Annotated in this window: 27 protein-coding genes; 13 read left to right on the forward strand and 14 right to left on the reverse strand. The window is 63.0% G+C overall.

Translation table 11 applies throughout. From position 1 onward, the window contains the following. Nucleotides 1–2: 2 nt before the first annotated feature. The 5 genes from topA to NXT3_RS06915 form a co-directional block, all read right to left on the reverse strand. The gene (topA, locus tag NXT3_RS06895; protein ID WP_097526553.1) at nt 3–2663 is read right to left on the reverse strand and encodes a type I DNA topoisomerase; all 2661 of its coding nucleotides are present in this window, start codon (nt 2661–2663) and stop codon (nt 3–5) included. A gap of 200 nt (nt 2664–2863) precedes the next feature. Then, on the reverse strand, nt 2864–3961 hold the full coding sequence (locus tag NXT3_RS06900; protein ID WP_104839009.1) for a DNA-processing protein DprA: 1098 nt from the start codon (nt 3959–3961) through the stop codon (nt 2864–2866). Next, nucleotides 3961–4572 carry a glycerol-3-phosphate 1-O-acyltransferase PlsY gene (plsY, locus tag NXT3_RS06905; protein WP_097539457.1) on the reverse strand — a complete coding sequence of 204 codons (612 nt, stop codon included), beginning with the start codon at nt 4570–4572 and terminating at the stop codon, nt 3961–3963. The genes NXT3_RS06900 and plsY overlap by 1 nt, the downstream gene beginning before the upstream one ends. A 27-nt stretch (nt 4573–4599) precedes the next feature. Next, nucleotides 4600–5892, reverse strand: coding sequence for a dihydroorotase (locus NXT3_RS06910; protein ID WP_104839010.1), 1293 nt, complete (start codon nt 5890–5892; stop codon nt 4600–4602). Then, a complete protein-coding gene (locus tag NXT3_RS06915; protein ID WP_037414178.1) occupies nt 5889–6830 on the reverse strand; it encodes an aspartate carbamoyltransferase catalytic subunit in 942 nt (313 codons plus the stop codon). Before NXT3_RS06915 ends, NXT3_RS06910 begins: the two co-directional genes overlap by 4 nt. 170 nt (nt 6831–7000) lie before the next feature. On the opposite strand from NXT3_RS06915, the gene NXT3_RS06920 reads away from it, so the two are divergent. Then, the gene (locus NXT3_RS06920) at nt 7001–8653 is read left to right on the forward strand and encodes an acyl-CoA dehydrogenase family protein (protein WP_037414179.1); all 1653 of its coding nucleotides are present in this window, start codon (nt 7001–7003) and stop codon (nt 8651–8653) included. On the opposite strand, the gene NXT3_RS06925 is transcribed toward NXT3_RS06920, so the two are convergent. Beyond that, nucleotides 8635–9570 (reverse strand): AEC family transporter, encoded by a 936-nt coding sequence (locus tag NXT3_RS06925; protein ID WP_104839011.1) that lies wholly within the window; start codon nt 9568–9570, stop codon nt 8635–8637. The genes NXT3_RS06920 and NXT3_RS06925 overlap by 19 nt on opposite strands. Before the next feature lie 205 nt (nt 9571–9775). On the opposite strand from NXT3_RS06925, the gene NXT3_RS31910 reads away from it, so the two are divergent. Next, entirely contained in the window at nt 9776–9931 is a 156-nt protein-coding gene (locus NXT3_RS31910; protein WP_176536593.1) for a hypothetical protein, read from the forward strand. Further along, complete coding sequence (locus tag NXT3_RS31915) at nt 9928–10272, forward strand: DUF6105 family protein (RefSeq protein WP_199773331.1); 345 nt, start codon at nt 9928–9930, stop codon at nt 10270–10272. The genes NXT3_RS31910 and NXT3_RS31915 overlap by 4 nt, the downstream gene beginning before the upstream one ends. Here the strand turns inward: NXT3_RS31915 and ruvX are convergent. After that, nucleotides 10215–10703, reverse strand: coding sequence for a Holliday junction resolvase RuvX (gene ruvX / locus NXT3_RS06935; protein WP_037414255.1), 489 nt, complete (start codon nt 10701–10703; stop codon nt 10215–10217). The genes NXT3_RS31915 and ruvX overlap by 58 nt on opposite strands. A 117-nt stretch (nt 10704–10820) precedes the next feature. On the opposite strand from ruvX, the gene NXT3_RS06940 reads away from it, so the two are divergent. The 4 genes from NXT3_RS06940 to NXT3_RS06955 all read left to right on the forward strand — a co-directional run bounded on the left by NXT3_RS06940 (nt 10821) and on the right by NXT3_RS06955 (nt 14001). Continuing rightward, nucleotides 10821–11525, forward strand: a complete 705-nt coding sequence (locus NXT3_RS06940; RefSeq protein WP_037414185.1) for a metal-dependent hydrolase — start codon at nt 10821–10823, stop codon at nt 11523–11525. A gap of 108 nt (nt 11526–11633) precedes the next feature. After that, the gene (gene gatC / locus NXT3_RS06945) at nt 11634–11921 is read left to right on the forward strand and encodes an Asp-tRNA(Asn)/Glu-tRNA(Gln) amidotransferase subunit GatC (protein WP_037414187.1); all 288 of its coding nucleotides are present in this window, start codon (nt 11634–11636) and stop codon (nt 11919–11921) included. A 48-nt stretch (nt 11922–11969) separates the two neighbouring features. After that, nucleotides 11970–13451 (forward strand): Asp-tRNA(Asn)/Glu-tRNA(Gln) amidotransferase subunit GatA, encoded by a 1482-nt coding sequence (gene gatA, locus NXT3_RS06950; protein WP_104839013.1) that lies wholly within the window; start codon nt 11970–11972, stop codon nt 13449–13451. A 76-nt stretch (nt 13452–13527) separates the two neighbouring features. Continuing rightward, entirely contained in the window at nt 13528–14001 is a 474-nt protein-coding gene (locus NXT3_RS06955; RefSeq protein WP_097526406.1) for a GNAT family N-acetyltransferase, read from the forward strand. A gap of 173 nt (nt 14002–14174) precedes the next feature. Here NXT3_RS06955 and NXT3_RS06960 read toward each other — a convergent pair whose 3' ends face one another. After that, nucleotides 14175–14429 carry a YjhX family toxin gene (locus tag NXT3_RS06960; protein ID WP_037414193.1) on the reverse strand — a complete coding sequence of 85 codons (255 nt, stop codon included), beginning with the start codon at nt 14427–14429 and terminating at the stop codon, nt 14175–14177. Between the two features lie 337 nt (nt 14430–14766). Between NXT3_RS06960 and gatB the strand changes: the two genes are divergently transcribed. From gatB to NXT3_RS06985, 5 genes are all read left to right on the forward strand, one after another. Further along, the gene (gene gatB / locus NXT3_RS06965; RefSeq protein ID WP_104839014.1) at nt 14767–16269 is read left to right on the forward strand and encodes an Asp-tRNA(Asn)/Glu-tRNA(Gln) amidotransferase subunit GatB; all 1503 of its coding nucleotides are present in this window, start codon (nt 14767–14769) and stop codon (nt 16267–16269) included. Nucleotides 16270–16271: 2 nt separating this feature from the next. Next, nucleotides 16272–16769 carry a GNAT family N-acetyltransferase gene (locus NXT3_RS06970; RefSeq protein ID WP_104839015.1) on the forward strand — a complete coding sequence of 166 codons (498 nt, stop codon included), beginning with the start codon at nt 16272–16274 and terminating at the stop codon, nt 16767–16769. Between the two features lie 100 nt (nt 16770–16869). Beyond that, nucleotides 16870–17328 (forward strand): GNAT family N-acetyltransferase, encoded by a 459-nt coding sequence (locus NXT3_RS06975; RefSeq protein WP_104839016.1) that lies wholly within the window; start codon nt 16870–16872, stop codon nt 17326–17328. A gap of 123 nt (nt 17329–17451) precedes the next feature. Then, on the forward strand, nt 17452–17847 hold the full coding sequence (locus NXT3_RS06980) for an NADH:ubiquinone oxidoreductase subunit NDUFA12 (protein WP_037414202.1): 396 nt from the start codon (nt 17452–17454) through the stop codon (nt 17845–17847). Between the two features lie 119 nt (nt 17848–17966). Then, nucleotides 17967–18419 carry a DUF2155 domain-containing protein gene (locus NXT3_RS06985; protein ID WP_104839017.1) on the forward strand — a complete coding sequence of 151 codons (453 nt, stop codon included), beginning with the start codon at nt 17967–17969 and terminating at the stop codon, nt 18417–18419. Nucleotides 18420–18489: 70 nt separating this feature from the next. On the opposite strand, the gene aat is transcribed toward NXT3_RS06985, so the two are convergent. From aat to NXT3_RS07010, 5 genes are all read right to left on the reverse strand, one after another. Then, the gene (gene aat, locus NXT3_RS06990) at nt 18490–19104 is read right to left on the reverse strand and encodes a leucyl/phenylalanyl-tRNA--protein transferase (RefSeq protein ID WP_037414207.1); all 615 of its coding nucleotides are present in this window, start codon (nt 19102–19104) and stop codon (nt 18490–18492) included. 9 nt (nt 19105–19113) lie between these two features. Beyond that, on the reverse strand, nt 19114–20457 hold the full coding sequence (gene accC / locus NXT3_RS06995; RefSeq protein WP_037383004.1) for an acetyl-CoA carboxylase biotin carboxylase subunit: 1344 nt from the start codon (nt 20455–20457) through the stop codon (nt 19114–19116). A gap of 12 nt (nt 20458–20469) precedes the next feature. Beyond that, nucleotides 20470–20946 (reverse strand): acetyl-CoA carboxylase biotin carboxyl carrier protein, encoded by a 477-nt coding sequence (gene accB, locus NXT3_RS07000; protein ID WP_104839018.1) that lies wholly within the window; start codon nt 20944–20946, stop codon nt 20470–20472. Nucleotides 20947–20969: 23 nt separating this feature from the next. Further along, nucleotides 20970–21416, reverse strand: a complete 447-nt coding sequence (gene aroQ / locus NXT3_RS07005) for a type II 3-dehydroquinate dehydratase (protein WP_037414211.1) — start codon at nt 21414–21416, stop codon at nt 20970–20972. Nucleotides 21417–21560: 144 nt separating this feature from the next. Next, the gene (locus NXT3_RS07010) at nt 21561–22328 is read right to left on the reverse strand and encodes a DsbA family protein (RefSeq protein ID WP_097539498.1); all 768 of its coding nucleotides are present in this window, start codon (nt 22326–22328) and stop codon (nt 21561–21563) included. Between the two features lie 228 nt (nt 22329–22556). Here NXT3_RS07010 and NXT3_RS07015 point away from each other — a divergent pair, with 228 nt between their 5' ends. Beyond that, on the forward strand, nt 22557–23714 hold the full coding sequence (locus tag NXT3_RS07015; RefSeq protein ID WP_083853864.1) for a pyridoxal phosphate-dependent aminotransferase: 1158 nt from the start codon (nt 22557–22559) through the stop codon (nt 23712–23714). 185 nt (nt 23715–23899) lie between these two features. On the opposite strand, the gene NXT3_RS07020 is transcribed toward NXT3_RS07015, so the two are convergent. Beyond that, a complete protein-coding gene (locus NXT3_RS07020; protein ID WP_199773332.1) occupies nt 23900–26656 on the reverse strand; it encodes an Rne/Rng family ribonuclease in 2757 nt (918 codons plus the stop codon). Between the last annotated feature and the right edge of the window lie 279 nt (nt 26657–26935).

Below are 26935 nucleotides of genomic sequence, written 5' to 3' on the forward strand. Positions count from 1 at the left end.
GGTCAGTCCTTCTTGGCCTTCGCGGCCGTCTTGCTCTTCGCCTTTGCAGCGGTCTTGGGTTTTCCGGTTTTCGTCGCCGTGCTCTTCGTTGCCGCGGCCGCGGATCGGCCCCGGGCCGACTTGCCCTTCGACACGCCGCTTTTCGCCGCGCGTTCGGCGATCAGTGCGAGCGCCTCTTCGACGCTCACCGATTGCGGATCCTTGCCCTTCGGCAGGGTTGCGTTCACCTTGCCCCAGTTGACATAGGGGCCGAAGCGACCGTCGCGTACCGTAATCGCCCCGCCGTCGGGATGTTCCCCGAGTTCCTTGAGAGCGGCGGCGGTGCGCCCGCGGCCGCCTTCTGCAGCCTTCGACTGCTTGTCGGCGAGTGCAGAAACGGCCCGATTGAGGCCGATCGAGAAGACGTCCTCGACAGACTCCAGATTGGCATAGGTGCCGTCATGCAGCACGAACGGGCCGTAGCGGCCGATCCCGGTCGAGATCATCTTGCCGGTCTCCGGATGCTTGCCGATGTCGCGCGGCAGCGAGAGAAGGGCAAGCGCCTTCTCGTGGTCGATCGTCGCCGGCGTCCAGCCCTTGGGAAGGCTTGCGCGCTTGGCCTCCTTGCCGTCGCCCCGCTGGACATAGGGTCCGAAGCGGCCGCTGCGCAGCGTGATTTCCTCGCCGGTGTGCGGGTCCTTGCCGAGGCTCTGCGGCTCGTTCGACACGGAGGCTTCCGCCTCGCCGTTGCTTTCCGACGAAAGCTGGCGCGTATAATTGCACTCCGGATAGTTGGAGCAGCCGACGAAGGCGCCGTATTTGCCGAGCTTCAGGGAGAGCTTGCCGGTGCCGCAGACCTGGCAGGTCCGCGGGTCGCCGCCGTCTTCGCGATTCGGGAAAACGAGCGGCGCCAGCTCCTCATTGAGCGCATCGAGCACATTGGTGACACGCAGTTCCTTGGTATCCTCGATCTGCGAGAAGAAATCCTTCCAGAACTCGCGCAGCACGTCTTTCCAGTTGAGCTCGCCGGCGGAAATCTGATCGAGCTTCTCCTCAAGCGACGCGGTGAAGTCGTACTCGACATAGCGGGTAAAGAAGCTCTCGAGGAAGGCGGTGACCAGCCGGCCCTTGGCCTGCGGCAACAGCTTGCGCTTGTCGATCGTCACATAGTCGCGGTCGACAAGCGTGCTGATCGTCGCGGCATAGGTAGAGGGCCGCCCGATGCCGAGTTCTTCCATCTTCTTGATCAGCGTCGCTTCCGAATAGCGCGGCGGCGGTTCGGTGAAGTGCTGGGTGGCGTTGATTTTCTGCTTGGCGAGGTTTTCGCGCGCATTGATCTCGGGCAGCCGGCCATCCTCATCGCCGTCGTCCGCCTGCTCGCCGTCTTCCTTCATGTCGGTATAGGCAGCGATGAAGCCGTCGAAGCGGATGACCGAGCCGGTGGCCCGGAGGCCGGCTTTCCTGCCGCCATTGTCGGCCGCGATCTCGGCCGTCGTCCGTTCGATCTCAGCGGAGGCCATCTGGCTGGCGATGCCGCGCTTCCAGATCAGATCGTAGAGCTTCAGCATGTCGCCGTCGAGGAAGCGGCGGACCTGATCTGGCGTGCGGTTGAAGTCGGTCGGCCGGATCGCTTCGTGGGCTTCCTGAGCGTTCTTCGCCTTGGTGGAATAGAAGCGCGGCTTTTCCGGCAGGTAACGGGGCCCGAACTGGCCGCCGATCGCCCGACGCGCTGCATCGATCGCCTCCGGCGCCATCTGTACGCCGTCGGTACGCATATAGGTGATGAGACCGACCGTCTCGCCGCCGACATCGACGCCTTCGTAGAGCTTCTGCGCCACCTGCATGGTGCGCGACGCCGAGAAGCCGAGCTTGGAGGAAGCGGCCTGCTGCAATGTCGAGGTGGTGAAGGGCGGACCGGGATTGCGCTTGACCGGCTTCGCCTCGACGCTCTCGACCACATAACTCGCGCCGTCGAGCAGCGCCTTCAGCCGATTGGCCTCCTCGCCGTTGCCGATCGACTTCGCCTGCAGCCGCTTGCCCTCCGCCGAGACGAGCCGCGCTTCGAACTCGTCGCCGCGCGGCGTCTTCAAGAGCGCCGCGATATTCCAGTATTCCTCCGTGACGAAGCGTTCGATCTCCGCCTCGCGGTCGCAGACGAGCCGCAGCGCCACCGATTGCACGCGGCCGGCCGAGCGCGCGCCGGGCAGCTTGCGCCAGAGAACCGGGGAAAGATTGAAGCCGACGAGGTAGTCGAGCGCGCGGCGGGCGAGATAGGCGTCGACCAGCGAGATATCGATGTCGCGCGGGTCCGCCATCGCATCGAGCACCGCCTTTTTGGTGATGGCATTGAAGACGACGCGCTTGACCGGCTTGTCGCCGATCACCTTCTTTTTCTTGAGGAGATCGAGCACGTGCCAGGAGATCGCCTCACCCTCGCGATCCGGGTCGGTTGCGAGAAACAGCCCGTCCGACGACTTCACGGCGTCGGCAATGTCCTTCATCCGCTTGGCGGAGGCGCCGTCGACTTCCCACGACATTTCGAAATCTTCGTCCGGCCGAACCGATCCATCCTTGGCCGGCAGATCCCGCACATGGCCGAACGAAGCAAGTACCTTGTAGCCGGGGCCGAGATACTTGTTGATCGTCTTGGCCTTGGAAGGCGACTCCACCACTACAACATTCATCGTCATTCTCTGAGACAATCTCTTCTGGCAAGGCGCAGGTGTTGCGCGGCCTTTATGGTGGCCACGAAATGGACAGGGATTCGGGCGCGGTCAAGGGGTTTATCGAAAATAGCGAACCGCAACCAAACCGCAACATTCGATTTTCCGCAACTTCCGGTGGTTCGTTTTGCGACTTCCGCGTGTAGAGCTGCGTTTGCCGCCTATTGCGGTGGCGCGAGGGATACGAGATTGCCGCCGTGGCGGCTGAGCTGGCCGGCAAGATCGAGCTCGAGAAGCACGAGGTGCACCTCGGAGGCGGAAAGGCCGGTGTGGCGGATGATGTCGTCGATCTCGACCGGCGTCGGACCGAGCGCTTCGACGACAAGGGCGCGGCCGCCTCCTCCGGGCGAAGGCATCGTGGGCGGCACGGCGGGCGCATGTTCAGGCACCGGCTCCCGGGCGCTCAGCCGCGAGAATAGATCGTCGCGGCTGAGCGGCGCCAATCCCTCCAGAACGTCGGCGGCGGAGGTGGTGACGATCGCGCCCTGTTTCAGGAGATCGTTCGTGCCGTGACAACGCGGATCGAGCGGTGAGCCCGGTACGGCAAAGACGAGCCGGCCGAAATCGGCCGCATAGCGGGCGGTGATGAGCGAGCCCGAACGGCTGGCGGCTTCAACAATTGCGACGCCGAGGCTGATGCCGGCCACCAGGCGATTTCGTCTTGGAAAATCGCGGGCGCGCGGCTCCCAGCCGAAGGGCATTTCGCTGATCGCCAAGCCCGCTTCCGCGGTGATCTGCTGCAGGAGGCCGACATTTTCGGGCGGATAGGGTTGGTCGATGCCGCGGGCGAGGCCGGAAGTAATGACATAGCCCGCGGCACCGGCGTCGCGCGCGATCATCGCTGCGAATTTCGCGCCGCTGACCGAGGCATTGCGCGAGCCGACGATGCCGAGCGAGGGGCGGCTTGCCGCCTGGAGGTTGCCCTTCATCGCAAGAAGCGGCGGAGCGGCGTCGATTTCCTTGAGCGCCGGCGGATAGTCCGGCTCGCCGATACCGACAAATACCGCGCCGAACCGATGCGCCGCCTCGAGCTCGCGCTCCGCGTCTGCCACCGAGGCGATGCGGAACTGTCGATCCGAGCCGCCGCGCCGCGACAGTTCCGGCAGCGCCTCGAGCGCCGCCTCCGCGGAGCCGAAGTGGTTGACGAGGTCCCGAAAGGTCGCCGGACCGACATTATCGCTGCGGATCAGCCGCAGCCATGCGATTCTCTGCCGCTCCGTCAGCGCGGTTCCGTTACGTCGAGCGATGCCGGCCGGCATTATCCCTTTTCTCCGATCCGGCTTTCCGTACCGCTCAAGAGCCGCTGTATGTTGGCGCGGTGCTTGATCCAGGTGATGACCGTCATCAAGGCGAAGAGCAGGGCGATCTTCCCGTATCCGGTGGCGTAGAGTGCAATCGGCATGATCGCGGTGGCAACCAGAGCCGACAGTGAGGAGTATCGGGTGATCTTGGCCGAGACGAGCCAGATCGCGGCAAACGCGGGAACCATCAGAGGCGCAAGGCCGAGCAGGATCCCGATATAGGTGGCGACGCCCTTGCCGCCCTTGAAGGAGAGCCAGACCGGAAAGAGATGGCCGAGAAAGGCGGCGAGGCCAGCGGCGATGCCGGCTTCGACACCCCACAGAGACGCGACCGCGGCCGCTGCCGTTCCCTTCAGCGCATCGAGCAAGAGCGTGGCCCCGGCCAGTTTCTTGTTGCCGGTTCTCAGGACATTCGTCGCGCCGATATTGCCGGAGCCGATCTTGCGCACGTCGCCGAGCCCCGCCATGCGGGTGAGGATCAGGCCGAAGGGGATGGAGCCGAGCAGATATCCGAAGGCGAGGCAGAGAAGTGTTGCGGGCAGCCCCAGCTGCCAGGAAAACAGATCCACCGGTTCCTCCCCCCTAAATGCTTCGGCTCACAATGAATGGACGAGCTTGCCGGCAACATAGGTCTGCACGACCCGGCCGGTAAAGCGTGCATTTTCGAATGGCGTGTTCTTGGAGCGGGAAACCAGCTCCTTTTCGTAGAGGATCCAGGGTTCGTCGAGATCGAGGATGGCTATATCCGCCTTCGCGCCGGGTTTCAGCGTGCCGGCGTCCAGGCCGAAGATCGCGGCAGGACGCGTCGAGAGCGCATCGATAAGCCGTATCAGCGGAACCTGGCCGCTGTGGTGGAGCCGAAGTGCGGCCGCCGCCAGGGTTTCCAATCCGATCGCGCCGTCGGCCGCATCCGCGAAGGGCAGCCGCTTGGTATCGGCGCCCTGCGGGTCGTGCGACGACACGATGATGTCGATCTTGCCGGCGGCAAGCGCCTCGACCATGGCAACCCTGTCGTCTTCGCCGCGCAGTGGCGGGGTCAGCTTGAAGAAGGTCCGGTATTCGCCGATATCATTCTCGTTCAGCGTCAGGTGATTGATCGAGATGCCGCAGGTGACATTCGCCCCGCGTTCTCGTGCCGCATGCACGGCATCCGTCGATTCGGGGACGGAGATCTCGGCGGCGTGATAGGCGGCCTTCGTCAGTGCCGCGACGCGCAAATCGCGCTCGAGCGGGATGATCTCGGCCTCGCGCGGAATGCCCGGCAGCCCGAGCCAGCTCGCGAGCAGGCCTTCGTTCATCACGCCGTTGGCGCCGAGGTATTTGTCGCGGGTCTCGAGCGCGACGACGGCGCCGAATTCACGCGCATAGGTCATGGCGCGGCGAAGCACGAGCGTGTCGTGGACAGGCTGCCGGCCGTTGGTGAAGCAGACCGCACCCGCATCGCGGAGCAGCCCGAGCTCGCTCATTTCCACGCCGAGCAGCTCCTTCGTCAGGGCGGCGGCCGGATAGACGTTGACGAGCGCCTTGTCGCGGGCGGTCTTCTGCACGAACTCGACGAGGGCGATCTCGTCGATCACCGGATTGGTGTCGGGCATGGAGATAAAGGACGTGACGCCGCCGGTCGCTGCCGCACGCGCGGCCGACTCGATCGTTTCGCGATATTCGCTGCCCGGTTCTCCGACGAAGACGCGGGCATCGACGAGGCCGGGCACGGCGACGAGGCCGGCACAATCCTTGACGAAGGCGCCCGCCGGGACGCCCTGGTTCAGGGCGTCCTTGCCGGCCGCAAGGATCCGTCCGTCGTTGCCGACGACGATCGTGCCGACCTCGTCGAGGTTTCGCGAGGGATCGATGATGCGCAGGTTCTCGAGAACAAGCGGTCTGGTCATAGGCGAGGGCCCTGGTTCTGAGAGAGAAGAAGCGTTTCCATGACGGCCATGCGCACGGCAACGCCCATCTCGACCTGCTGTTCGATGACGCTTTGCGGTCCGTCGGCGATCTCCGACGCAATCTCGACGCCCCGGTTCATCGGGCCAGGGTGCATGACGAGCGCATCGTCCTTCGCCGCCTTCAGCTTTTCCGCGTCCAGCCCGTAATAGTGGAAATACTCCCGCACCGACGGCACGAAGGAACCGGCCATGCGCTCGCGCTGGAGCCGCAGCATCATGACGACGTCCGCATCCTTGAGGCCTTCCGCCATGGATCGATAGACCTCGACACCCATCTGCTCGATGCCGGCGGGGAGCAGAGTCGCCGGGGCGACGACGCGAACGCGCGCCCCCATCTGATTGAGCAGCAGGATGTTCGAGCGGGCGACGCGCGAATGCAGGACGTCGCCGCAGATCGCCACGATGATCCGCGACAGCTTCCCCTTGGCGCGGCGGATCGTCAGCGCGTCGAGCAGCGCCTGGGTCGGATGCTCGTGCTGGCCGTCGCCGGCGTTGACGACCGAGCAGGAGACCTTCTGCGCAAGCAGTGCCGCGGCGCCGGCCGACGAGTGGCGAACGACCAGCACGTCCGGATGCATCGCGTTCAGCGTCATCGCCGTGTCGATCAGCGTCTCGCCCTTCTTCACCGAGGAGTTGCCGACCGACATGTTCATGACGTCTGCGCCAAGCCGCTTGCCGGCCAGTTCGAAGGACGATTGCGTGCGGGTCGATGCTTCGAAGAAGAGATTGATCTGCGTCAGCCCGCGGAGCGAAGACGTTTTCTTCTCCCGCTGCCGGGAGATCTTCACGGCTTCGTCGGCGCGATCGAGGAGGAGCGTGATGTCCTGTTCCGTCAGCCCCTTGATGCCAAGCAGGTGGCGATGCGGGAAAGTGATCATGAGCCGCCCTTGCATGCTGGAATTTGGCTCGCTCTATAGAACGTGGCCCTTGGCACGGCAAGTGGCGCGGCAAGCGACGCACAGGGGCTTCCGAAGAAAACGAGCGGCGGCCATGGTTCTTGTCCGCGGGCCTGTTTCGTACCCGCGAAACTTGCGCTAGAACCGGCCTCATGAATCAGATGAACCGGACCGAACAGAAACTCGCCGAACTGAACCAGCCGAAGCCCTGGTCCGGTATCAATGCCTACCGTTCCGACCCCCTAGTGGTCGACATCACGTCAAGCATGTCGAAGACGCTTCGTGACGAGTTCGACGCGCTCGGCCGCTATGTGACCACGCCCGAGGCGCAGGAACTGGCGCGCATGGCGAATGACGGCGTGCCGAAGCTCAAGACCCACGGGCCGCGCGGCGAACGTCTCGATGTCGTCGAGTTCCACCCGGCCTGGCATGCGCTGATGCGCCGGTCGATGACAACCGGATTGCACTCTTCCGCCTGGGAGAATCTGCCGGACGAGCGCGGTCGGTCGCACAAGGTGAGGGCGCTGCGCTTCTATTTGACGGCGCAGCTCGAATGCGGCCATCTCTGCCCGCTGACGATGACCAGCGCTTCCGTCGCCGCGATCACCGCCTCGCCGGCTGTCCAGAAGGAGTGGGCGCCGAAGATCCTGTCGCGCAAATACGACTCGACCAACCGGCCCTGGATGCAGAAGTCCGCGGTGACGATCGGCATGGGCATGACAGAGAAGCAGGGCGGCACGGATGTGCGCGCCAATACCTCGACCGCCGAACGGGTCGGCGAGGGGATCTACCGTCTGAACGGCCACAAATGGTTTATGTCGGCGCCGATGAGCGACGCCTTCGTCATGCTGGCGCAGACCCGCGAGGGGCTCGGCTGTTTCCTGGTGCCGCGGCTGCTCGAGGACGGCGCCGCCAACGGGTTGCGCTTCCAGCGCCTCAAGGACAAGCTCGGCAACCGTTCCAATGCCTCGTCGGAGGTCGAATTCTCGGACACTTTCGGCTTCCTGCTCGGCACGCCGGATGCCGGCATTCGCACGATCCTCGACATGGTGACGCTGACCAGGCTCGATTGCGCGCTCGCTTCGGCCGGGATGATGCGAGCCTCGCTCGCCGAGGCCGTGCACCATACCCGCGGCCGCAAGGTCTTCGGCAAGACGCTCGTCAGCCAGCCGATGATGACGCGGGTTCTCGCCGACATGGCGCTCGACGTCGCCGCCGCAAGCGCGCTGTCGTTCCGCCTCGCCGAAGCCTTCGACAATGCGCACAGCAGCGCCGAGGACGCGGCCTACGCCCGGATCATGACGCCCGTCGCGAAATACTGGTGCTGCAAGATCGCCCCCGCCTTGATCTACGAGGCGATGGAGTGCCTCGGCGGCAATGGCTACGTGGAAGAGCGGGCGCTTGCCCGGCACTATCGCGAAGCGCCGGTCAATGCGATCTGGGAGGGTTCCGGAAACGTCATGGCGCTCGACGTTTTGCGCGTGCTCGGTCGCCGCAAGGAGCTCTTCGAGCAGTTGTTCGCCGTCTTCAGCCGCGATCTCGGACCCTCCGGCCCCAAGACGATCGACGTGCTGCGCGCCGCCATGTCGCTTTGCGAGCGCGACGAAGGCGCGGCGCGCATGCTGGTCGAACAGCTGGCGCTGGCGGCCGCCGCCGCCGAGCTCTATCGGTTGGGTGCCGGCCGCATCGCCGATGCCTTCCTGGAGTCGCGATTGGCCGCCGGTTGGCGCGCGACCTACGGCATGCTCGATTCCCGCTTCGACTCCGCCTATGTGCTCGATCTTCTCTATCCCGCCGCGGCGTAGCCGGTGACGAAAAGGACAAGCGGTATCGTGAAGAACGACAGGGCCGTCTGTATCGTGGCGACGGCGGCGTAGAGCTCCGCGTCTCCCCCCATCTGTTTGGCGAGAATATAGCCGTTCATGGCCGTCGGTACGGCAGCGCCGAGGCCGATGATCACCAGGGCATCGCCGTCGATGCCGAGGAGTGCGCTTCCGGCAACCATGAAGATCGGCATGACGATCAGTTTCAGTGCGACCGCCAGGACGGCGGGTGCGCTTGGCTTCAGGGCGTCGGCGATCTTCAATCCGGCGCCCACCAGAATCAGGCCCAGGCTGAGCGAGGCGCTCGCCAGCATGTCGATCGTCCGCATGGCCGGCGAATAGACCTCGATCCCCGCAAGATTGCATAGGATGCCGAGTGCCGATGCGATGATGAGTGGGTTGGTGACGATCCGCAGGAAAAACAGGCCGATACCGCGGCTGCCGCCGCCGAACCAGACGAGCACGGCGACATTGTAGAAGTTGATCGGGATGATGATCAGCGCCATCACCAGAGCGGTCAGACTCAGTCCAAGTGCGCCATAGAGCTTTTCAGCGATGGCGAGCGCTATGAAGGCATTCCAACGCGTCGCAGTCTGGAAGATCGAGGTGAAGGTAGCGCCGGAAATGCCGTTATTGCGCAGGAGGGGCCAGGCAAGCAGGACAGCGATCGACATCAGCGTGACGCTGCCAATTGCCGCGACGGCCGTCGCGTCGGCCCTCATTCCCGTGAAATCCGCCTTCGCCAGGGTCGAAAAGAGCAGCGCGGGAAAGAGAAAGTAGTAGCCGAACTGCTCGAGCCCCACCCAGAGCCCCTGATCGATGAGCCGCGAACGGCGGAGCCAGACGCCCAGCAATACGAGCAGAAAGACGGGCAGGATGCTTTCGAAAATGGCGGTCATCGCGGCTCATGCAGGTGGAGGGGTCAGGTGGGCGGGGCAAGGAAATTGGCGCGCCTTCTCTCTATCTATTAAAGCCGGCCGGGTGAGTGCCGCAAGCCGGCTCGGCTTGTGAATATTAACCTTAACAGATGGTTTACGTTGCAGAGAACCGGCGATGGCGGAGATACTGGCGTCAGTTCAATGACGTTCGGAATGGAGCGGTTCGGTGAGAACTGGCTTGATGATCATCATGATGATGTTTTTCGCTGCGCTGGCGCTCGACATAGCGACGCTCGCCGCCGGGCTGGTCGCCTTTGTCCTTGCCGACCGCGCCATCTACCCGGTGCTCAGCGGCTGGGCCGAGGGGAGGGGCGACGCATGAAGTGGCTCATGGTCTTCTGGGGCGGCCCGGTGATCCTGCTGACCGGCTGGTACTCGCTCTCCTATTACGACATGAGCTTCGGCATCTTCATGCTGACGCGCGAGGCGCATGACCTCGTCTTCCGCATCTACGGCCACATCCTAGGTATCCCGCCGGAGAGCATTCCGCCGCTCGTTGCGCGGGCAATGGTTGTCGATACAATCGTCCTTTTCGGCCTCGTCGCGCTGCGCAAGCACCGGCAAATTGCAACCTGGCTACGCGCCCGCTTCGGCGGCGCGACATCTCAGCCGGCCGAGCTATCCGCCCTGCCGAGGGATGCCAATCTGTCGAGCGCCCCCTGAAGGATGAAGGAGGCGGCGGCCGAGTCGATGCGCTCGGCGCGTTTCCTGCGCGACACGTCCATTTCGATCAGCACCCGCTCGGCCGCGACCGTCGAAAGCCGTTCGTCCCAGAGCACGAAGGGAATATCGGTCTTCTCGCCCATATTGCGCACGAAGGCGCGCGTCGCCTGGCAGCGCGGCCCTTCCGTTCCGTCCATGTTAACCGGCAGGCCGATGACAAAGGCGCCGACCTTTTCTTTTTCCGCGATCGCCAGCAGCGCTTGCGCATCGACGCCGAACTTGATGCGCCGAATCACCTCGCGCGGCGTTGCAAAGCGCCGTCCGAGATCGGATACGGAGAGGCCGATCGTCTTGGTGCCGAGATCGAGACCGGCGATCGCCTGATGTGGCGGCAGCCGGCCGGCGAGTTCTTCGATGGTGAGAATTGTCATGGGTTTGGCCGATTCGATCTTTTCGCTTCGCTGGTCTGATCCATATGCTTGTCCGGCAGATAAATCGATGACCTTTATGGCTTGCTTCGAAGCCGCCATGATTTCAGGGAGAACGTCATGAAGATCAAATGGCTGGGCCATTCCGCCTTTCACATCGAAACCGCGAGGGCGAAGATCCTGATCGATCCGTTCTTCACCGGCAATCCGGCGTTCCGCGACAGCGAACGCCGGACGGCGACCGCCGGGCTGACCCATATCCTGCTGACGCACGGGCATGGCGACCACGTCGGCGACACGGTGGCGATCGCCAAGGAGACCGGCGCCACCGTCGTCGCCAACTTCGACCTGTGCATGTGGCTCGGACGGCATGGCATTTCGAAGATGGAGCCCGGCAATACTGGCGGCACGATCCGGCTCGGCGCCTTCTCGGCCACCTTTGTCAATGCCTTGCATTCCTCGGCGCAGATTACCGAGGATGGCGTTTCGCATTGCCTCGGCAATGCGAATGGCCTTGTCCTCCATTTTGATGACGAGCCGACGCTCTATCACATGGGAGACACGGACATTTTCTCCGACATGGCTCTGATCCAAGAGTTGCACGAGCCGGATATCGGCATCGTGCCGATCGGCGACCGCTTCACCATGGGCGGTGCGGTGGCGGCGCTCGCCTGCCAACGCTATTTCGAATTCAACACCGCCATTCCCTGCCACTATGGCTCGTTTCCGATCATCGATCAGACGCCGGAGACCTTCGTCACCGGCATGGACGGCACCTCGACCCTGGTCGCGACGCCCGAGGTCGGAGGCGTGGTCACCGCCTGACGAAGGAGAGCGCGAAGCGCAGGGGCCGGCTCGCCGACGTTTGCCGCAGTTGCACGTTGTGCAACTCGCCTTTATAGCGGGGGAAACTTTGAGATACCGGAGACGACCATGTCCGTTGACCTTGCCACCGTGAAGCGTGTCGCGCGCCTCGCCCGCATCGCCGTCAGTGACGAGGAAGCCGAACGGATGACCGGCGAGCTCAACGGCATCCTCGGCTTCGTCGAGCAGCTTTCCGAAGTGGACGTCGATGGCGTCGAGCCGATGACATCGGTGACGCCTATGGAGATGAAGAAGCGGGACGACATTGTCGCCGACGGCGGCAAGGCCGCCGACATCGTGGCCAATGCGCCGAATTCGGATCGCAACTTCTTCCTCGTTCCCAAAGTGGTCGAGTAAGAGCCGCTTCCCGCCGCCCGCGTCCAGATTCGAAAGTTCGATTGCACCATGACCGACCTGACCCGCCTCACGATCGCCGAAGCCCGCACCAAGCTTTCCGCAAAGGAAATCACCGCGGTCGAATTGACCGATGCCTATATCGCAGCGATCGAGGCAGCCAATGAGACGATCAACGCCTATGTCACCGTGACGCCGGAAAAGGCGCGCGAGATGGCCAAGGCTTCCGATGCCCGTATCGCCGCCGGCAATGCCGGTGCTCTCGAAGGCATCCCGCTCGGCATCAAGGACCTCTTCGGTACCGAAGGCGTGCACACCCAGGCCAGCAGCCACATCCTCGACGGCTTCAAGCCGCGCTATGAGTCGACCGTTACCCAGAATCTCTGGAACGATGGCGCAGTCATGCTCGGCAAGCTGAACATGGACGAGTTCGCCATGGGCTCGTCCAACGAGACCTCCTATTACGGTGCGGTCAAGAACCCGTGGCGCGCCAAGGGATCGAACATGGATCTCGTGCCTGGCGGCTCCTCCGGCGGTTCCGCGGCTGCAGTTGCGGCCCAACTCTGCGCAGGCGCGACGGCAACCGACACCGGCGGTTCCATTCGCCAGCCGGCGGCCTTCACCGGCACCGTCGGCATCAAGCCGACCTATGGCCGCTGCTCGCGCTGGGGCATCGTCGCCTTCGCCTCCTCGCTCGACCAGGCCGGTCCGATCGCCCGCGACGTGCGCGATGCGGCGATCCTTCTGAAGTCGATGGCGAGCGTCGATCCCAAGGACACGACCTCCGTCGACCTTCCGGTTCCGGACTACGAGGCGTCGATCGGCCAGTCGATTAAGGGCATGAAGATCGGCATTCCGAAGGAATACCGCGTCGACGGTATGCCCGAGGACATCGAGTCGCTCTGGCAGCAGGGCATCGCCTGGCTGAAGGAAGCCGGTGCCGAGATCGTCGATATCACGCTGCCGCATACGAAATACGCGCTGCCCGCCTATTACATCGTTGCACCGGCCGAAGCGTCGTCCAACTTGGCGCGCTACGACGGTGTGCGCTATGGCTTGCGTGTCGACGGCAAGGACATCGTCGACATGTATGAGAAGACGCGCGCCGCCGGCTTCGGTCGCGAGGTCAAACGCCGCATCATGATCGGCACCTATGTGCTGTCGGCGGGCTACTACGACGCCTATTATCTGCGCGCTCAGAAGGTCCGCACCCTGATTAAGCGCGACTTCGAGCTTGCTTTCCAGGCAGGCGTCGATGCGATCCTCACCCCGGCCACGCCGTCTTCAGCCTTCGGCATCGCCGATGAGGATCTCGCGTCCGATCCGGTCAAGATGTACCTGAACGACATCTTCACGGTAACGGTCAACATGGCCGGATTGCCGGGCATTGCCGTCCCCGGCGGGCTCGATCACAAGGGACTGCCGCTCGGCCTGCAATTGATCGGCAAGCCTTTCGACGAAGAAACGCTGTTCAAGACGGCCCATGTCATCGAACAGGCCGCCGGCCGCTTCACGCCGGCAAAGTGGTGGTAACTGGCGCCAGCTTCCGCCGGCAATAGTCAAGCGGCGCCGGAAATGATGTAATGCAGGCGGGAAGGGGCTCTGCCGCATGATCGTCATCCGTCACGCTCGCCAGAACGAGACCGGTCTCCTTGCGGCGATCGGGATCAGGGCTTGGGCAAAGGCGATTGCGGGACTGGCCGATGCCGCAGCAATGCGCGTGGCAGCTGAGCGCGCCTTTGTCGATTTCCTCGCGAAGCACTGGCTTTCCGTTCTCCTGATCGAGGAAGAGAACCGTATCTGCGGCTGGGCCGCCCGCGAGGATCTCGACAGCACGATCTCCGATCTCTGGATCGACCCCGGCGCGCAGGGAAGGAGTCTCGGCAAAGCGCTGCTGGCCGACATGGAGCAGCGCATGGTGGCTGAAGGATTTGATGTCGCAAACGCCAGGACGCATGCGCAGAACGCGTCCGCGGTCGCCTTCTTCCAAAGCGCTGGCTACCGGGTAAAGTGGCTGTCGACCGCCTATTCGCAGAAGCTCGACCGCGACATGGAATTCATCGGTCTCTCCAAGCAATTATAGGCGACGGCAGGAGCCAAACCGGACATGACTGTCATCTCCGGTTTGCAACCGGATGGTTACATGCCTACAGCGCCTCGCGTCTTATCAGACGCGCAAAGGCGCTGTAGCACTTTGGATTGCTGCACGTCTTTGTCCTTAAACCGAGGTCGATTTTGAGGACACAGCAGTAGGGGTCACCGGTTGTCGAGTTCGGAGCGGACCAAATAGAGCCCGCGTTCGGTAATGCGATAGGGCCTTCCGCACGACGACTTGATCGCCCTCTTGCGTTTCAGCTTGCGAAAGAGCTCGAGGCTGACGCCGGGATAGACCCAGCCGTCGCGTGTGAAGCAGCGGATCTCGGCGATCGTCTTGCCTTCCCGCCTGATTTCAATGCGGCCGCCCTGGGCCAAATGGTGAAGAATGCGCTGTTCGGCGCGCGAAATGTCCATGTCTTGAGTGTTCCGGAATGGCGTTCTTCAGAACGCAGGAAAACGGTCCGCCGATCGTGAGATGGGTGGGGTTCGCGTTTCCGGCCCGTGCGCGCAGTTCGTGATGAATGCGGGCAGGGCCCTTACCGGGACTCAGACTGAAGGAACATAAAGACTCCGTTCGGACAGGTATCTTCTAAAAGACGACCGCAATAACGTCAAGGTTGCAAGGACCGGCGGCGTTGAGATCAGTGCGGGCGGGTGCGCTTGGCCGTAGCGCGCCTCACAAGCCTTGCACCGCTGAACCAATTGCTCTACCGAGAAACGTCAAAATTCAGGCTTCAAAGAAGAGCATGAGATGAGCATCGTCGACGTCCGCACTCCCGATCCGAAACGCTTCATCCCCGGCGCCACCGGCGACTGGGAGGTCATCATCGGCATGGAGGTTCATGCTCAGGTGCTGAGCAATTCGAAGCTGTTCTCCGGAGCGTCGACCGAGTTCGGAAGCGCGCCCAATGCCAATGTCTCGCTCGTCGATGCGGCCATGCCCGGCATGCTGCCGGTGATCAACGAGGAATGCGTCAAGCAGGCCGTACGCACCGGACTTGGGCTGAAAGCCAAGATCAACCACCGCTCGATCTTCGACCGGAAGAACTATTTCTATCCGGACCTGCCGCAGGGCTACCAGATCTCGCAGTACAAGGATCCGATCGTCGGCGAAGGCAAGATCACGATTTCGATCGGTCCGGACCGCCAAGGCCAGTTCGAGGATGTCGAGATCGGCATCGAGCGCTTGCACCTGGAACAGGATGCCGGAAAGTCGATGCACGACCAGCATCCCTCCATGTCCTATGTCGATCTCAACCGCTCCGGCGTGGCGCTGATGGAGATCGTCTCGAAGCCGGACCTGCGCTCGTCGGACGAGGCCAAGGCCTATCTCACCAAGCTGCGCTCGATCGTGCGCTATCTCGGCACCTGTGACGGCAACATGGACGAGGGCTCCATGCGCGCCGATGTCAACGTCTCGGTGCGCCGCCCGGGCGAGGCGTTCGGCACGCGCTGCGAGATCAAGAACGTCAACTCCATCCGCTTCGTCGGCCAGGCGATCGAGTACGAGGCCCGTCGCCAGATCGCGATTCTCGAGGATGGCGGCACGATCGACCAGGAGACGCGGCTCTTCGACCCGAACAAGGGCGAGACCCGCTCAATGCGCTCCAAGGAGGATGCGCACGATTACCGCTATTTCCCCGATCCGGATCTGTTGCCGCTCGAGTTCGACGATGCCTTTGTGGAGGCGCTCGAGGCCGATCTGCCGGAGCTGCCGGACGACAAGAAGGAACGTTTCGTACGCGACCTCGGGCTGTCGGTCTATGATGCCTCGGTTCTCGTCTCGGAAAAGGCGATCGCCGACTACTTCGAGGCAGTGGCCGAAGGGCGCGACGGCAAGATTGCCGCCAACTGGGTGATCAACGACCTGTTGGGCGCCTTGAACAAAGCCGGCAAAGCCATTGAAGAGACTCCGGTTTCGCCGGCCCAGCTCGGCGGCATCATCGATCTCATCAAGGCGCGGACGATCTCCGGCAAGCTCGCCAAGGATCTCTTCGAGATTCTCTGGAACGAGGGTGGCGACCCGGCCGAAATCGTCGAGAGCCGCGGCATGAAGCAGGTTACCGACACCGGCGCCATCGAGAAGGCGGTTGATGAAATCATCGCCGCCAACCCGGACCAGGTGGAGAAGGCCAAGGCGAAGCCGTCGCTGGCCGGCTGGTTCGTCGGCCAGGTGATGAAGGCGACCGGCGGCAAGGCCAACCCGCAGGCCGTGCAGGCTCTCGTCAAGTCCAAGCTCGGCATCGAAGAGTGACGATGTTCTTCGTCCGCACGGCGAGCGAGCGCGACCTCGAGAAGGTGCGCGCTCTGCTTGTCGAGACTTGGCATGCGACCTATGACAGCCTCTATGGCGTCGACAAGGTTAACGAACTGACGGCCAAGTGGCACTCGCTTGATGCCCTGAGGGCTCGGCTGCGACACAAGAATGGGGAATTCGTCGTTGCGGACAATGGCAAGGAGATCGCCGGCATGGGCTTCGCGGCGATGTCGGAGACGCTTGCAAAGACCGCCATTCTTCATCAGCTCTACGTCCTGCCGAAATACCAGCGGCAGGGCATCGGCGGCGACATGTTCGCCGAACTCGAAACCTGTTTTCCGGATGCCGAGCGCATGCGGCTGGAGGTCGAGCCGGAGAACCTGAAGGCGCTCGCCTTTTATCGGGCGCATGGCTTCTCGGACGTCGGAAAGACGGCCAACTGCGGAGAGGACGACTCCGGTGTGCCAGCGCTGGTTCTTGAGAAGCGCCTTTCCTGATCTGCCGGGTGCCCGGCGCTCCACATGCGCTGTCACAACGCTGTCGCCTCACCATGTTTGATGCGCCATCTGAACATCTGCATGTCGGGGTAGCACGGTCATGGAATCAGAGATTCGCAAAGCTGAACGCGAAGACCTGCCGGCGATCATTGCCCTGTTTGCAAATGACACCCTTGGCGGTCACGGCGACACGATCGACGCCGAAGCCTTTGCCGATTATCTGGCCGCTTTCGAGCGGATCAAGGCCTCGACGCACCAGGCGCTCTACGTCGCCTGCGTCGGTGGCGAGGTCGTCGGGACTTTCCAGACGGCACTCTCGATATCGCTTCCCGGGCGCGGCAGTTCCAGCCTGGTGATCGAGGCCGTGCAGACCAGGGAAGATATGCGCGGCCGTGGTATCGGTGAACGGATGGTCCGCCACGCCATTGCCGAGGCGCGGGAAAAGGGTGCCGCGAAAGTGCGGCTGACGTCCAACGCGTCGCGAGTCGACGCCCATCGCTTCTATGAACGCCTTGGTTTCGAGCGCAGCCATTTCGGCTTCAATATGCCGGTGAAATGACCGCCGGGCCGGTGGAATCACTGGACAAGGCCACTGGACAAGGCATGAGTGGCACGGCATAAGCGGGGACGCGATTTGGATATCCGGCCGCCCCTTCGATCGGCCGGCAAGGGACGAATGCCTATGAAGCTCCTGCTGCAGATTTTCACCTGGTGGAACGGACAGACGATCGGTACGCGCTTCCATACCTGGCGGCATGGCCAGCGTGTCGGTGAAGACGAGTTCGGCAATGTCTACTATCAGGGCGGCACGGATTCCGAGGGCCGCACGCGGCGCTGGGTGATCTATAACGGCCCGGCCGAGGCCTCTGCCATTCCTCCAGGCTGGCACGGCTGGATGCATCATCGCACCGACATTTCGCCCGCCGACGAAAAATACGCCGCACGCGAATGGCAGCAGCCGCACCGCCCGAACCCGACCGGCACGCCCAACGCCTATCGGCCGAAGGGTTCGCTCGCCAATGCAGGCCTGCGCCCGCGCGTGACCGGCGACTACGACGCCTGGACACCGCGCTCCTAGTCGCAATCGGGCCGCCGCCCCGATCTCGACTCTCGAGCATTGATCACGGCGCAGCCACATTTTCGGTTTAGCGCCTGAGGGCTATCCAGGAAAAACAGTATCGCAGGGGATTGGCGGGAATGGCAGGTTTCTGTCTGCGGAATTTGATCGGCCGGACGGCCCGAAGCATCGGCCTTGCATTTCTTCTGGCCCTGCCGTTGATTTCCGCCGTCGAGCCGGCGCGCGCCGCGCGCCTCTCGAACGCCGTCGCGGTCTTTTCCGGCATCGACAAGATCACCGGCCGCATCACCACCTTCGACGTCTATATCGGCGAGACGGTGCAGTTTGGCGCTCTGCAGGTGACCCCGCATGTCTGCTACAGCCGCGACGAGACGGAGGCACCGAAGACCACCACTTTCGTAGATGTCGACGAGATCACGCTCGACCGAAAGATCCGCCGCATCTTCACCGGCTGGATGTTTGCCGACAGCCCGGGCCTCAACGCCGTCGAGCACCCCGTCTATGACGTGTGGCTCCAGTCCTGCAAGCCAAACTCCGACGTTCCTCCGCCGGATACAGCGGCGAAGCAGTAGGGCGCCCTTCTACCCAAATGCATGCTGAGGGCGTCGGTTTGCCTGAAAGACGCCTGCTCCGCCGTGTTGACTAAAATTCGAGATTCGGCGAGGCGATAGCCCGGGCGAGCAGCAGGTCATATTCGGCCTTCGGCACGTCCACAGCGCCGAAGGATTTCAAATGGTCGGTGGTAAACTGGGTGTCGAGCAGCTGGAAGTGCTTTGCGCGAAGCCTCTCGACAAGATGGACAAGGCAGATTTTCGAAGCGTCGGTGCGTAGCGAGAACATGCTCTCGCCGAAGAAGGCCGCCCCGAGCGAGACACCGTAGAGGCCGCCAACGAGCCTGTCGCCCTCCCAGGCTTCGACGCTATGGGCGTAGCCCATGCGGTGCAATGCCGCGTAGAGGGAACGGATCTTGTCGTTGATCCACGTGGTCGGCCGACCCGGCGCGGGCTGCGCGCATCCCTCGACGACCGATTCGAAAGCCGTATCGAAGCGGATATCGAAGGGCCGCTTGCGGATTCGCTTGGCGAGACTGTGAGAGATGTGAAACCGATCCAGCGGGATGACGCCGCGAATCTCCGGCTCGACCCAGAAGAGCTCCGGATCGTCTGCCGAATCGGCCATTGGAAACAGGCCGATGGAATAGGCGCGCAACAACATGTCCGGGGTGATTTCCGGTTGTTTGCTGCGCGGTCCTTTCAATCTCGTACCCTATGCGGACGTTGCGGCCAGATGATGCTCCAGCCAGTGAATATCGTAATCACCGTTGGCGATATCCTGATTGTTTATCAGGTCTTGGAAAAGCGGCAACGTCGTCTTTATTCCGTCGATGACAAACTCGTCGAGCACGCGGCGCAGACGCATCATGCATTCGACGCGGGTCCGGCCGTGGACGATCAGCTTGCCGATCAGGCTGTCATAATAGGGTGGGATGCGGTAGCCCTGGTAGGCGCCGCTGTCGACCCGCACCCCGAGACCGCCGGGCGCGTGGAAATGCGTGATCGTACCCGGGGAGGGAACGAAGGTGCGCGGATCCTCGGCATTGATGCGGCATTCGATGGCGTGGCCGGAGAAGACGACGTCTTCCTGCTTGACCGAAAGGCCGGCGCCCGATGCCACGCGGATCTGCTCATGCACCAGGTCGATGCCGGTGATCGCTTCGGTGATCGGATGCTCGACCTGCAAGCGCGTGTTCATTTCGATGAAATAGAACTCGCCGTCCTCGTAGAGAAACTCGATCGTGCCGGCGCCGCGATACTTCATCTTCTTCATTGCGTCGGCGCAGACCTGGCCGATCTTCATGCGCTGCTCGACGTTGAGCGCCGGGGAGTTGGCTTCTTCCCAGACCTTCTGGTGGCGGCGCTGCAGCGAGCAGTCGCGTTCGCCGAGATGGATCGCATTGCCTTCGCCGTCGCCGACGATCTGGATCTCGATATGGCGCGGCTTTCCGAGAAACTTCTCCATATAGACCGCGTCATTGCCGAAGGCGGCTGCGGCCTCGGAACGTGCCGTTGCGACGGCGTGCTCGAGGTCTTCCTCGGTTCTGGCGACCTTCATGCCGCGCCCGCCGCCGCCGGCGGTCGCCTTGATCAGGACCGGAAAGCCGATCTCGCGGGCGACTTTCAGCGCGTTCTCCGGCTTCACCTCGCCGTCGGAGCCGGGAACGACCGGGATTCCGAGCTCTTCCGCCGTCTTCTTGGCGGTGATCTTGTCGCCCATCAGCCGGATGTGCTCCGCCGTCGGGCCGATGAAGGTGATGCCGTGCGCTTCGAGGATATCCGCGAACTTGGCATTCTCAGAAAGAAAGCCGTAACCGGGATGCACCGCATCCGCGCCGGTGATCTCGCAGGCGGCGACGATCTGATGGATGTTCAGATAGCTCTCGCGCGACGGCGGCGGCCCGATGCAGACGCTCTCGTCTGCGAGCCGCACGTGCATGGCGTCGCTGTCTGCAGTCGAATGCACGGCGACGGTCGCGATGCCGAGCTCCTTGCAGGCGCGCAGCACGCGGAGCGCGATTTCGCCGCGATTGGCAATGAGGATTTTCGAGATCATCGCCAACGCGCCTTATTCGATCACGATCAGGGGTTCGCCAAATTCGACGGGGGCGGCATCCTGCACGAGAATTTCCGTCACCTTGCCCGAGCGCGGCGCCGGAATCTGGTTCATCGTCTTCATCGCCTCGATGATCAGGATCGTCTGGCCTTCCTTGACGGTCGCGCCGACTTCGATGAACGGGCGGGCGCCGGGAGCGGGAGCGAGATAGGCCGTGCCGACCATTGGCGCGGTTACCGCATTCTTGGCATTGTGGCCGCCTTCTGCTGCGACGGGCGCAGCCATCGACGCGGGTGCAGCGGCAACGGCCGCCGGGAGCTGATAGCTGGGCATTGCCGCCATGGGCATGGCGACAGGCGTGCCGTTTCGCGAGACGCGGATGCGCAGATCGTCCTGTTCCACTTCGATCTCGGTCAGGTCGGTATCCTTGAGGATATTGGCGAGATCGCGGATCAGCGCCTGATCGATACCGGGTTTCTTGTCAGCCATGGGATATGAGCCTCGTGTACTTCTTATTTCGACGTGTTTGTCAGGTTCTTTAGCGCATGCAGCGCCAGAATGTAACTCTGCGCGCCGAAGCCGCAGATCACGCCCTTGACGGCCGGCGCAATCATCGACTTGTGGCGGAATTCCTCGCGCGCATGAATGTTGGAAAGATGCAATTCGACGACGGGGACGGTGATGGCACGAATGGCATCGTGCATGGCAATCGACGTGTGCCCGTAGGCGGCCGGATTGATGGCGACGCCGGCGGCCTTTTCGCCGGCCTCGTGCAGCCAGTCGACCAGCACGCCTTCGATGTTGGATTGGCGGAAATCGACGTCGAAGCCCAGGAGCTTCCCCTCCGCTTTGCACATCGCCTCGATATCGGCCAGGGTCTGGCCGCCGTAGATGCCTGGTTCGCGCTTGCCGAGGGCATTCAGGTTTGGGCCGTTCAGCACAAAAATCGTCGAGGGCATAAGGGATTCCGGTCCGATGATGGGAGGGTTACCTATAGACCGATGGTTCGGCGAGGGAAAGCCCCCCGGTCTCCCGGGGGATTTGTCCACAAGTCATAGGCGGATGGGAAAGGCTGAACGACGTGACGCGTTCCGCTTCGGCTGTCAGCAGGTGGTCTTGCCGCACTCGCGCATGTTGGCGACCTTCCCGGTGATTTCGGCGGCGCCGACGGCGCCGTAAACCGCCTCGTTGCCGATGACGTAGGAGGGGGTGCCGGTGATGCCGAGATCGTTGGCGAGCATGTAGGCTTCGCGCACCGCGGCGTCATTCGGATCGTCTTCCATTTTGTCGCGCAATTGCTCTTCGGTAACGCCGAGCTTGGCGGCAACGGCGATCGCCGTTTCCTCCGTCGCCCGCTCCTCGGCGCCGAGCAGGGCGCGGTGGAAGTCGCCGTATTTCTCCGGCGCGATCGAGCGGAAGGCGGCGCTGACCTTGTGCGCGGCAAGCGAGTCGGGGCCGAGAATCGGGAGTTCCTTCAAGACAAAACGGACATTCTTGTCGTTGGCGATGATCTCGTCCATGTCCGACAGCGCCCGTTTGCAGTAGCCGCAATTATAGTCGAAGAATTCGACGATGGTGATGTCGCCCTTGGGGTTACCGAGCGTAACGTCGTAGGCGGAATTAAAGATCGCCTTTTCGTTCTTGGCGATCGCCGCTTGCGAAGCTTCCTGCTGCTTGGCGCGCTGCTTGGCGGACAGGGCTTCCTGCACTTCCAGCATGATTTCCGGATTGGCGATGAGATATTCCTTGATGAAGGCGCCGATCTCTTCCTTCTGCTTTGCATCGAGCGCCGCCGCGGATTGGGGCAGGGCAATGCCGGCTGCAAGCGCGATCAGCGCTCCGGCGGCAATCATCTTCTTCCTGAGCGTCATCATTCCCTCGTTGTCTTCTCGTACCTGTCTGTCGCCCATTTCGCACTGCCGCGTCAACGCATCTTCATAGACAACGACGATAGCGAGCCTGCCGTCGAAAGCGAGCATAGGGTGCGCGGGCGCGAAACGAAACGGCAAAATCTGCCGAATTGCGGCGCTCCCATACTTGTGAAGCGTGCAGCGATCGGGCAAAGGGCGGGCGTCCAGTCAACTTGCGAGGGTCAGCCATTGGCACAGATGTCGAAACGCAGCGCCGTCGAACCGTTCCATGCCATGGATGTATTGGCGGAAGCGACGCGTCGCCGCGATGCCGGCCATCCCGTCATCTCGATGGCGGTCGGCCAGCCGGCCCATCCCGCCCCAAAGGCCGCGCTGGAGGCGGCGCGGCGGGCGCTGGAGCACGGCCGCCTCGGCTATACCGACGCCCTCGGGACCCTCTCGCTGAAGCGGGCAATCGCCGCCCACTATCAGAGCCGCCACGGCATCGCGCTTGATCCGCAGCGGGTTGCGATCACCACCGGCTCCTCCGCGGGCTTCAATCTGGCCTTCCTGGCTCTCTTCGATCCGGGCGATTGCGTCGCCATCGCGCGGCCCGGGTATCCTGCCTACCGCAATATCATGGCCGCGCTCGGCCTGAGCGTGGTCGAGATCGAAGCCAACGCCGATACAGGGTTTACGCTCACGCCCGAAAGCCTGGAGCGGGCGGCGGCGCAGGCCGGCAAGCCTCTGAAGGGGGTGCTTCTTGCCAGCCCTGCAAACCCGACCGGCACAGTCACGGGAAGGGAGCGTCTCAAGGCGCTCGCCGACTATTGCCGCGCCCGATCGATCGCTTTCATCTCCGACGAGATCTATCACGGGCTGACCTTTGCCGGCGAGGAGACCTCGGTCCTCGAGATCGCCGACGATGCGGTCGTCATCAATTCGTTTTCGAAATATTATTGTATGACCGGCTGGCGCATCGGCTGGATGGTGCTGCCGGAGGCTCAGGTGCGTGTCTTCGAGCGCATTGCCCAGAGCCTCTATATTTCGCCGCCGGAGCTCTCCCAGGTTGCCGCGGAGGCCGCCCTCGGCGCGCATGAGGAATTGGATGGTTACAAGCGGGCCTATGCCGCCAATCGCGACCTCCTGCTGACGCGTTTGCCGGAGATGGGCTTTTCGATCGCTTCACCGATGGACGGCGCCTTCTATGCCTATGTCGACGTCAGCCGCTTCACCAACGACAGCATGGCCTTCGCCCGTCGCATGCTCGCCGAGATCAATGTCGCCGCCACGCCCGGCTTCGATTTCGATCCGCTCGAAGGGCATCGCAGCATGCGTTTTTCCTATGCCGGCGCGCCCGCCGAAATGGCCGAAGCGATGGACCGCATTGCGCATTGGTTGAAATAACCGCCTTCGGGTCGGGCGCGTCGACCGCTACTACAGCGCCGCGCGTCTTATCAGACGCGCAAAGGTCCCTGTAGCACTTTGAATTACTGCATGCCTCCCTAAATCGAGGTCGATTTAAGGAGGCATGTAGTAACAAAAAAGACCCGGAATGTTCCGGGCCTTTTGCTTGGTAAGCCTATGCTTTCTCAGAAGAAGCCGCGGCGCTGCCACCAGCCGCCTTTTTTCGGCTTGGCTGCCTCTTCTTCGCTGCTGTCGGCCTTGGCCACATTCGATGTGACCACGGGCTCGGAAGCAATCGTCGTCCGTGCGGGCTTGCCGGCCTCCAGGTCTGCAACCGCTTCCTCGACTTGAGCAGGACCGGTTTCATCCGGCTGCGCTTCGACAGCCTGTTCGGCCGCCGTGTCGGCATTTTCCGCCGGTGCCTCGGCGGCCACGGCTTTCTTGCGGCTGCGCTTCGGTTTCGCCGGCTTGGCTTCGGCAGCGGGAGTCTCGGCCTTGACAGACGCCGCATTCACGACCTGTTCGACGGCCGCGGCGGCAGCTGCATCGGCGTCGTTGGCGTCCGCTGCCTCTTCGGCATCGGCCGGCTCGTCATCGGACTCTGCAGCAAGAGCGGCCTCACCTTCGGCTTCTGGCCGGTTGCGGCGGCCGCCCCGCTTGCCGCGACGGCGACGCTTGCGCTTCTGATCCCCGTCTGCCGTCAAGGCATCCTGGACCTCGCCTTCGTCCTCGGACTCGTCGCCTTCGTCAGCCGCGCCATCAAGCGCGTCTCCGGCTTCCGCCGCGACCGATTCCGGTCCGTGGCCGGCACCCTTGCCGCGCCGCCGGCGACGGCGCTTGCGCTTGCGGCCGCCCTGGTCGTCGGAGGCCTGCGCCTTCGGCTGTCCCGGACGCTCGGCCGCGGTCTCTTCCGCTTCCTCCTCGTCCAGATCCTCCTCGATGACGATGTCTTCTTCTTCTTCTTCTTCTTCCGGCTCCGGCTCGAAATGCAGAAGCTGCTCGATCTTCACCGGATTCTCGACCGGATCGCCTCTGTCGATCGCGAAGTGCTGGGCGCCGACATGCGCGTCCGCCTCGATGATGATCGAGACGCCGAAGCGCCGCTCATAGTCGGTGATCGTGCCGCGCTTCTGATTGAGAAGGTAGAGCGCGATTTCCGGGATCGTGCGGACCGCGATGTCGTGCGTGGTGTTCTTTAGCAGATGTTCCTCGATACCGCGCAGCACATGCAGCGCGACGGAAGACTGCGAGCGAACGTGGCCCGTGCCGTTGCAATGCGGGCAGGACTGCATCGTGCTTTCGAGCACCGAGGCGCGGATGCGCTGGCGCGACATTTCAAGCAGGCCGAAATGCGAGATGCGGCCGACCTGGATGCGCGCCCGGTCGTTCTTCAGGCAGTCCTTAAGCTTCTTCTCGACGGCGCGGTTGTTGCGCTTTTCTTCCATGTCGATGAAGTCGATGACCACCAGGCCGGCAAGGTCGCGAAGACGCAGTTGGCGCGCGACTTCCTCGGCCGCCTCCAGGTTGGTCTGCAGCGCGGTATCCTCGATCGAATGCTCGCGGGTCGAGCGACCGGAGTTCACGTCGATCGAGACAAGCGCCTCGGTCTGGTTGATGATGATATAGCCGCCCGACTTCAGCGTCACCTGCGGCTGCAGCATGCGGTCGAGCTGGGCTTCGATGCCGGAACGCGAGAAGATCGGATGCACGTCGCGATAGGGCTGCACGACCTTCGCGTGGCTCGGCATCAGCATCTTCATGAAGCTCTTGGCTTCCTTGTAGCCCTCTTCGCCGGAGACGATGATCTCGCTGATATCCTTGTTGTAGAGGTCGCGGATCGAACGCTTGATCAGGCTGCCTTCCTCATAGACGAGGCAGGGGGCGGTGGAGTTCAAGGTCAGCGTGCGGACGTTCTCCCACAGCCGCATCAGATATTCGAAGTCGCGTTTGACCTCGACCTTGGTGCGGTTGGCGCCAGCGGTGCGCAGGATCACGCCCATGCCCTGCGGCACGTCGAGACCGCGGGCGATTTCCTTGAGGCGCTTGCGGTCCTGCAAGTTGGTGATCTTGCGGGAGATGCCGCCGCCGCGCGCCGTGTTCGGCATCAGCACCGAATAGCGGCCCGCGAGCGAAAGATAGGTGGTGAGCGCCGCGCCCTTGTTGCCGCGTTCTTCCTTCGCGACCTGGACGAGCAGGATCTGCCGGCGCTTGATCACTTCCTGGATGCGGTACTGCTTTCGCGGCTTGCGGACCTGCCGGTCCGGAACCTCTTCCATCGCATCTTCTGCGCCGACAGACTCGATGATTTCCTTCTCGCCGTCATGGCCGTCGTCATCGTCGTCATCATCGTCGCGGCGGCGGCGCGCATCGACGTCCTCGGAGATCGAGTCGACGTCGACCATCGCGGCCATTTCGCCGCTGCTGCCCTCATCACTCGCCTCGGCGTCGCCCTGCGCCTCTTCCTTTTGTTCGCTGGCCTTGGCTTTCGCCCGGCGCGTGCGCTTCGGCTTGGCCTTCGGCTTCTCCGCCTCTGCCTTGACTTCCGTTTCCGGTTCGGCCGCGGCGGCTTCTTCAGCCGGAGCCTCGTCCCTTGTCGGCGCGACGGTTTGCTCGTCTGCGGTCTCGACCGGCTCGACGTCGTCCTCGCGGCGGGCCTCTTCGGCTTCCGCCTTCAACAGCGCCTGACGGTCGGCGAGGGGGATCTGATAGTAGTCGGGGTGAATTTCGGCGAAGGCCAGGAAGCCGTGGCGATTGCCGCCATAATCGACGAAGGCCGCCTGCAGCGACGGCTCCACTCTGGTCACCTTGGCCAGATAGATATTGCCGCGGATTTGCTTCTTATGTTCCGATTCGAAATCGAATTCTTCTATGCGGTTCCCGCGAACGACAACGACGCGCGTCTCCTCTGAGTGAGACGCATCGATAAGCATTTTCTCTGCCATCTAAGCTCTGCTCCTCGGCGCAGGGCAACGGCAGACAGAGGCACTTCGCTTGGAAGGCTGTCGAACTCGTCGGAAGCTGCGCCGGATGTGAAAGGTCCTGTTTGGCGCAGGTGATGGTGCAGCAGCCAGACGGCAGCCGGAACGATCTCGTCCCGGGGCCTCTTTACTCCTGACCGATGCTGCTGAGTCACATCAAAGACCAAACAAGAATGCCAATGTCCTGGACCTCGAGGGGAGGTCCGATGAATACGCCCGCTTGCGGGCAGTCGGTGAAAATCA

The organism is Sinorhizobium fredii (assembly GCF_002944405.1).
GTDB lineage: Bacteria > Pseudomonadota > Alphaproteobacteria > Rhizobiales > Rhizobiaceae > Sinorhizobium > Sinorhizobium fredii_C.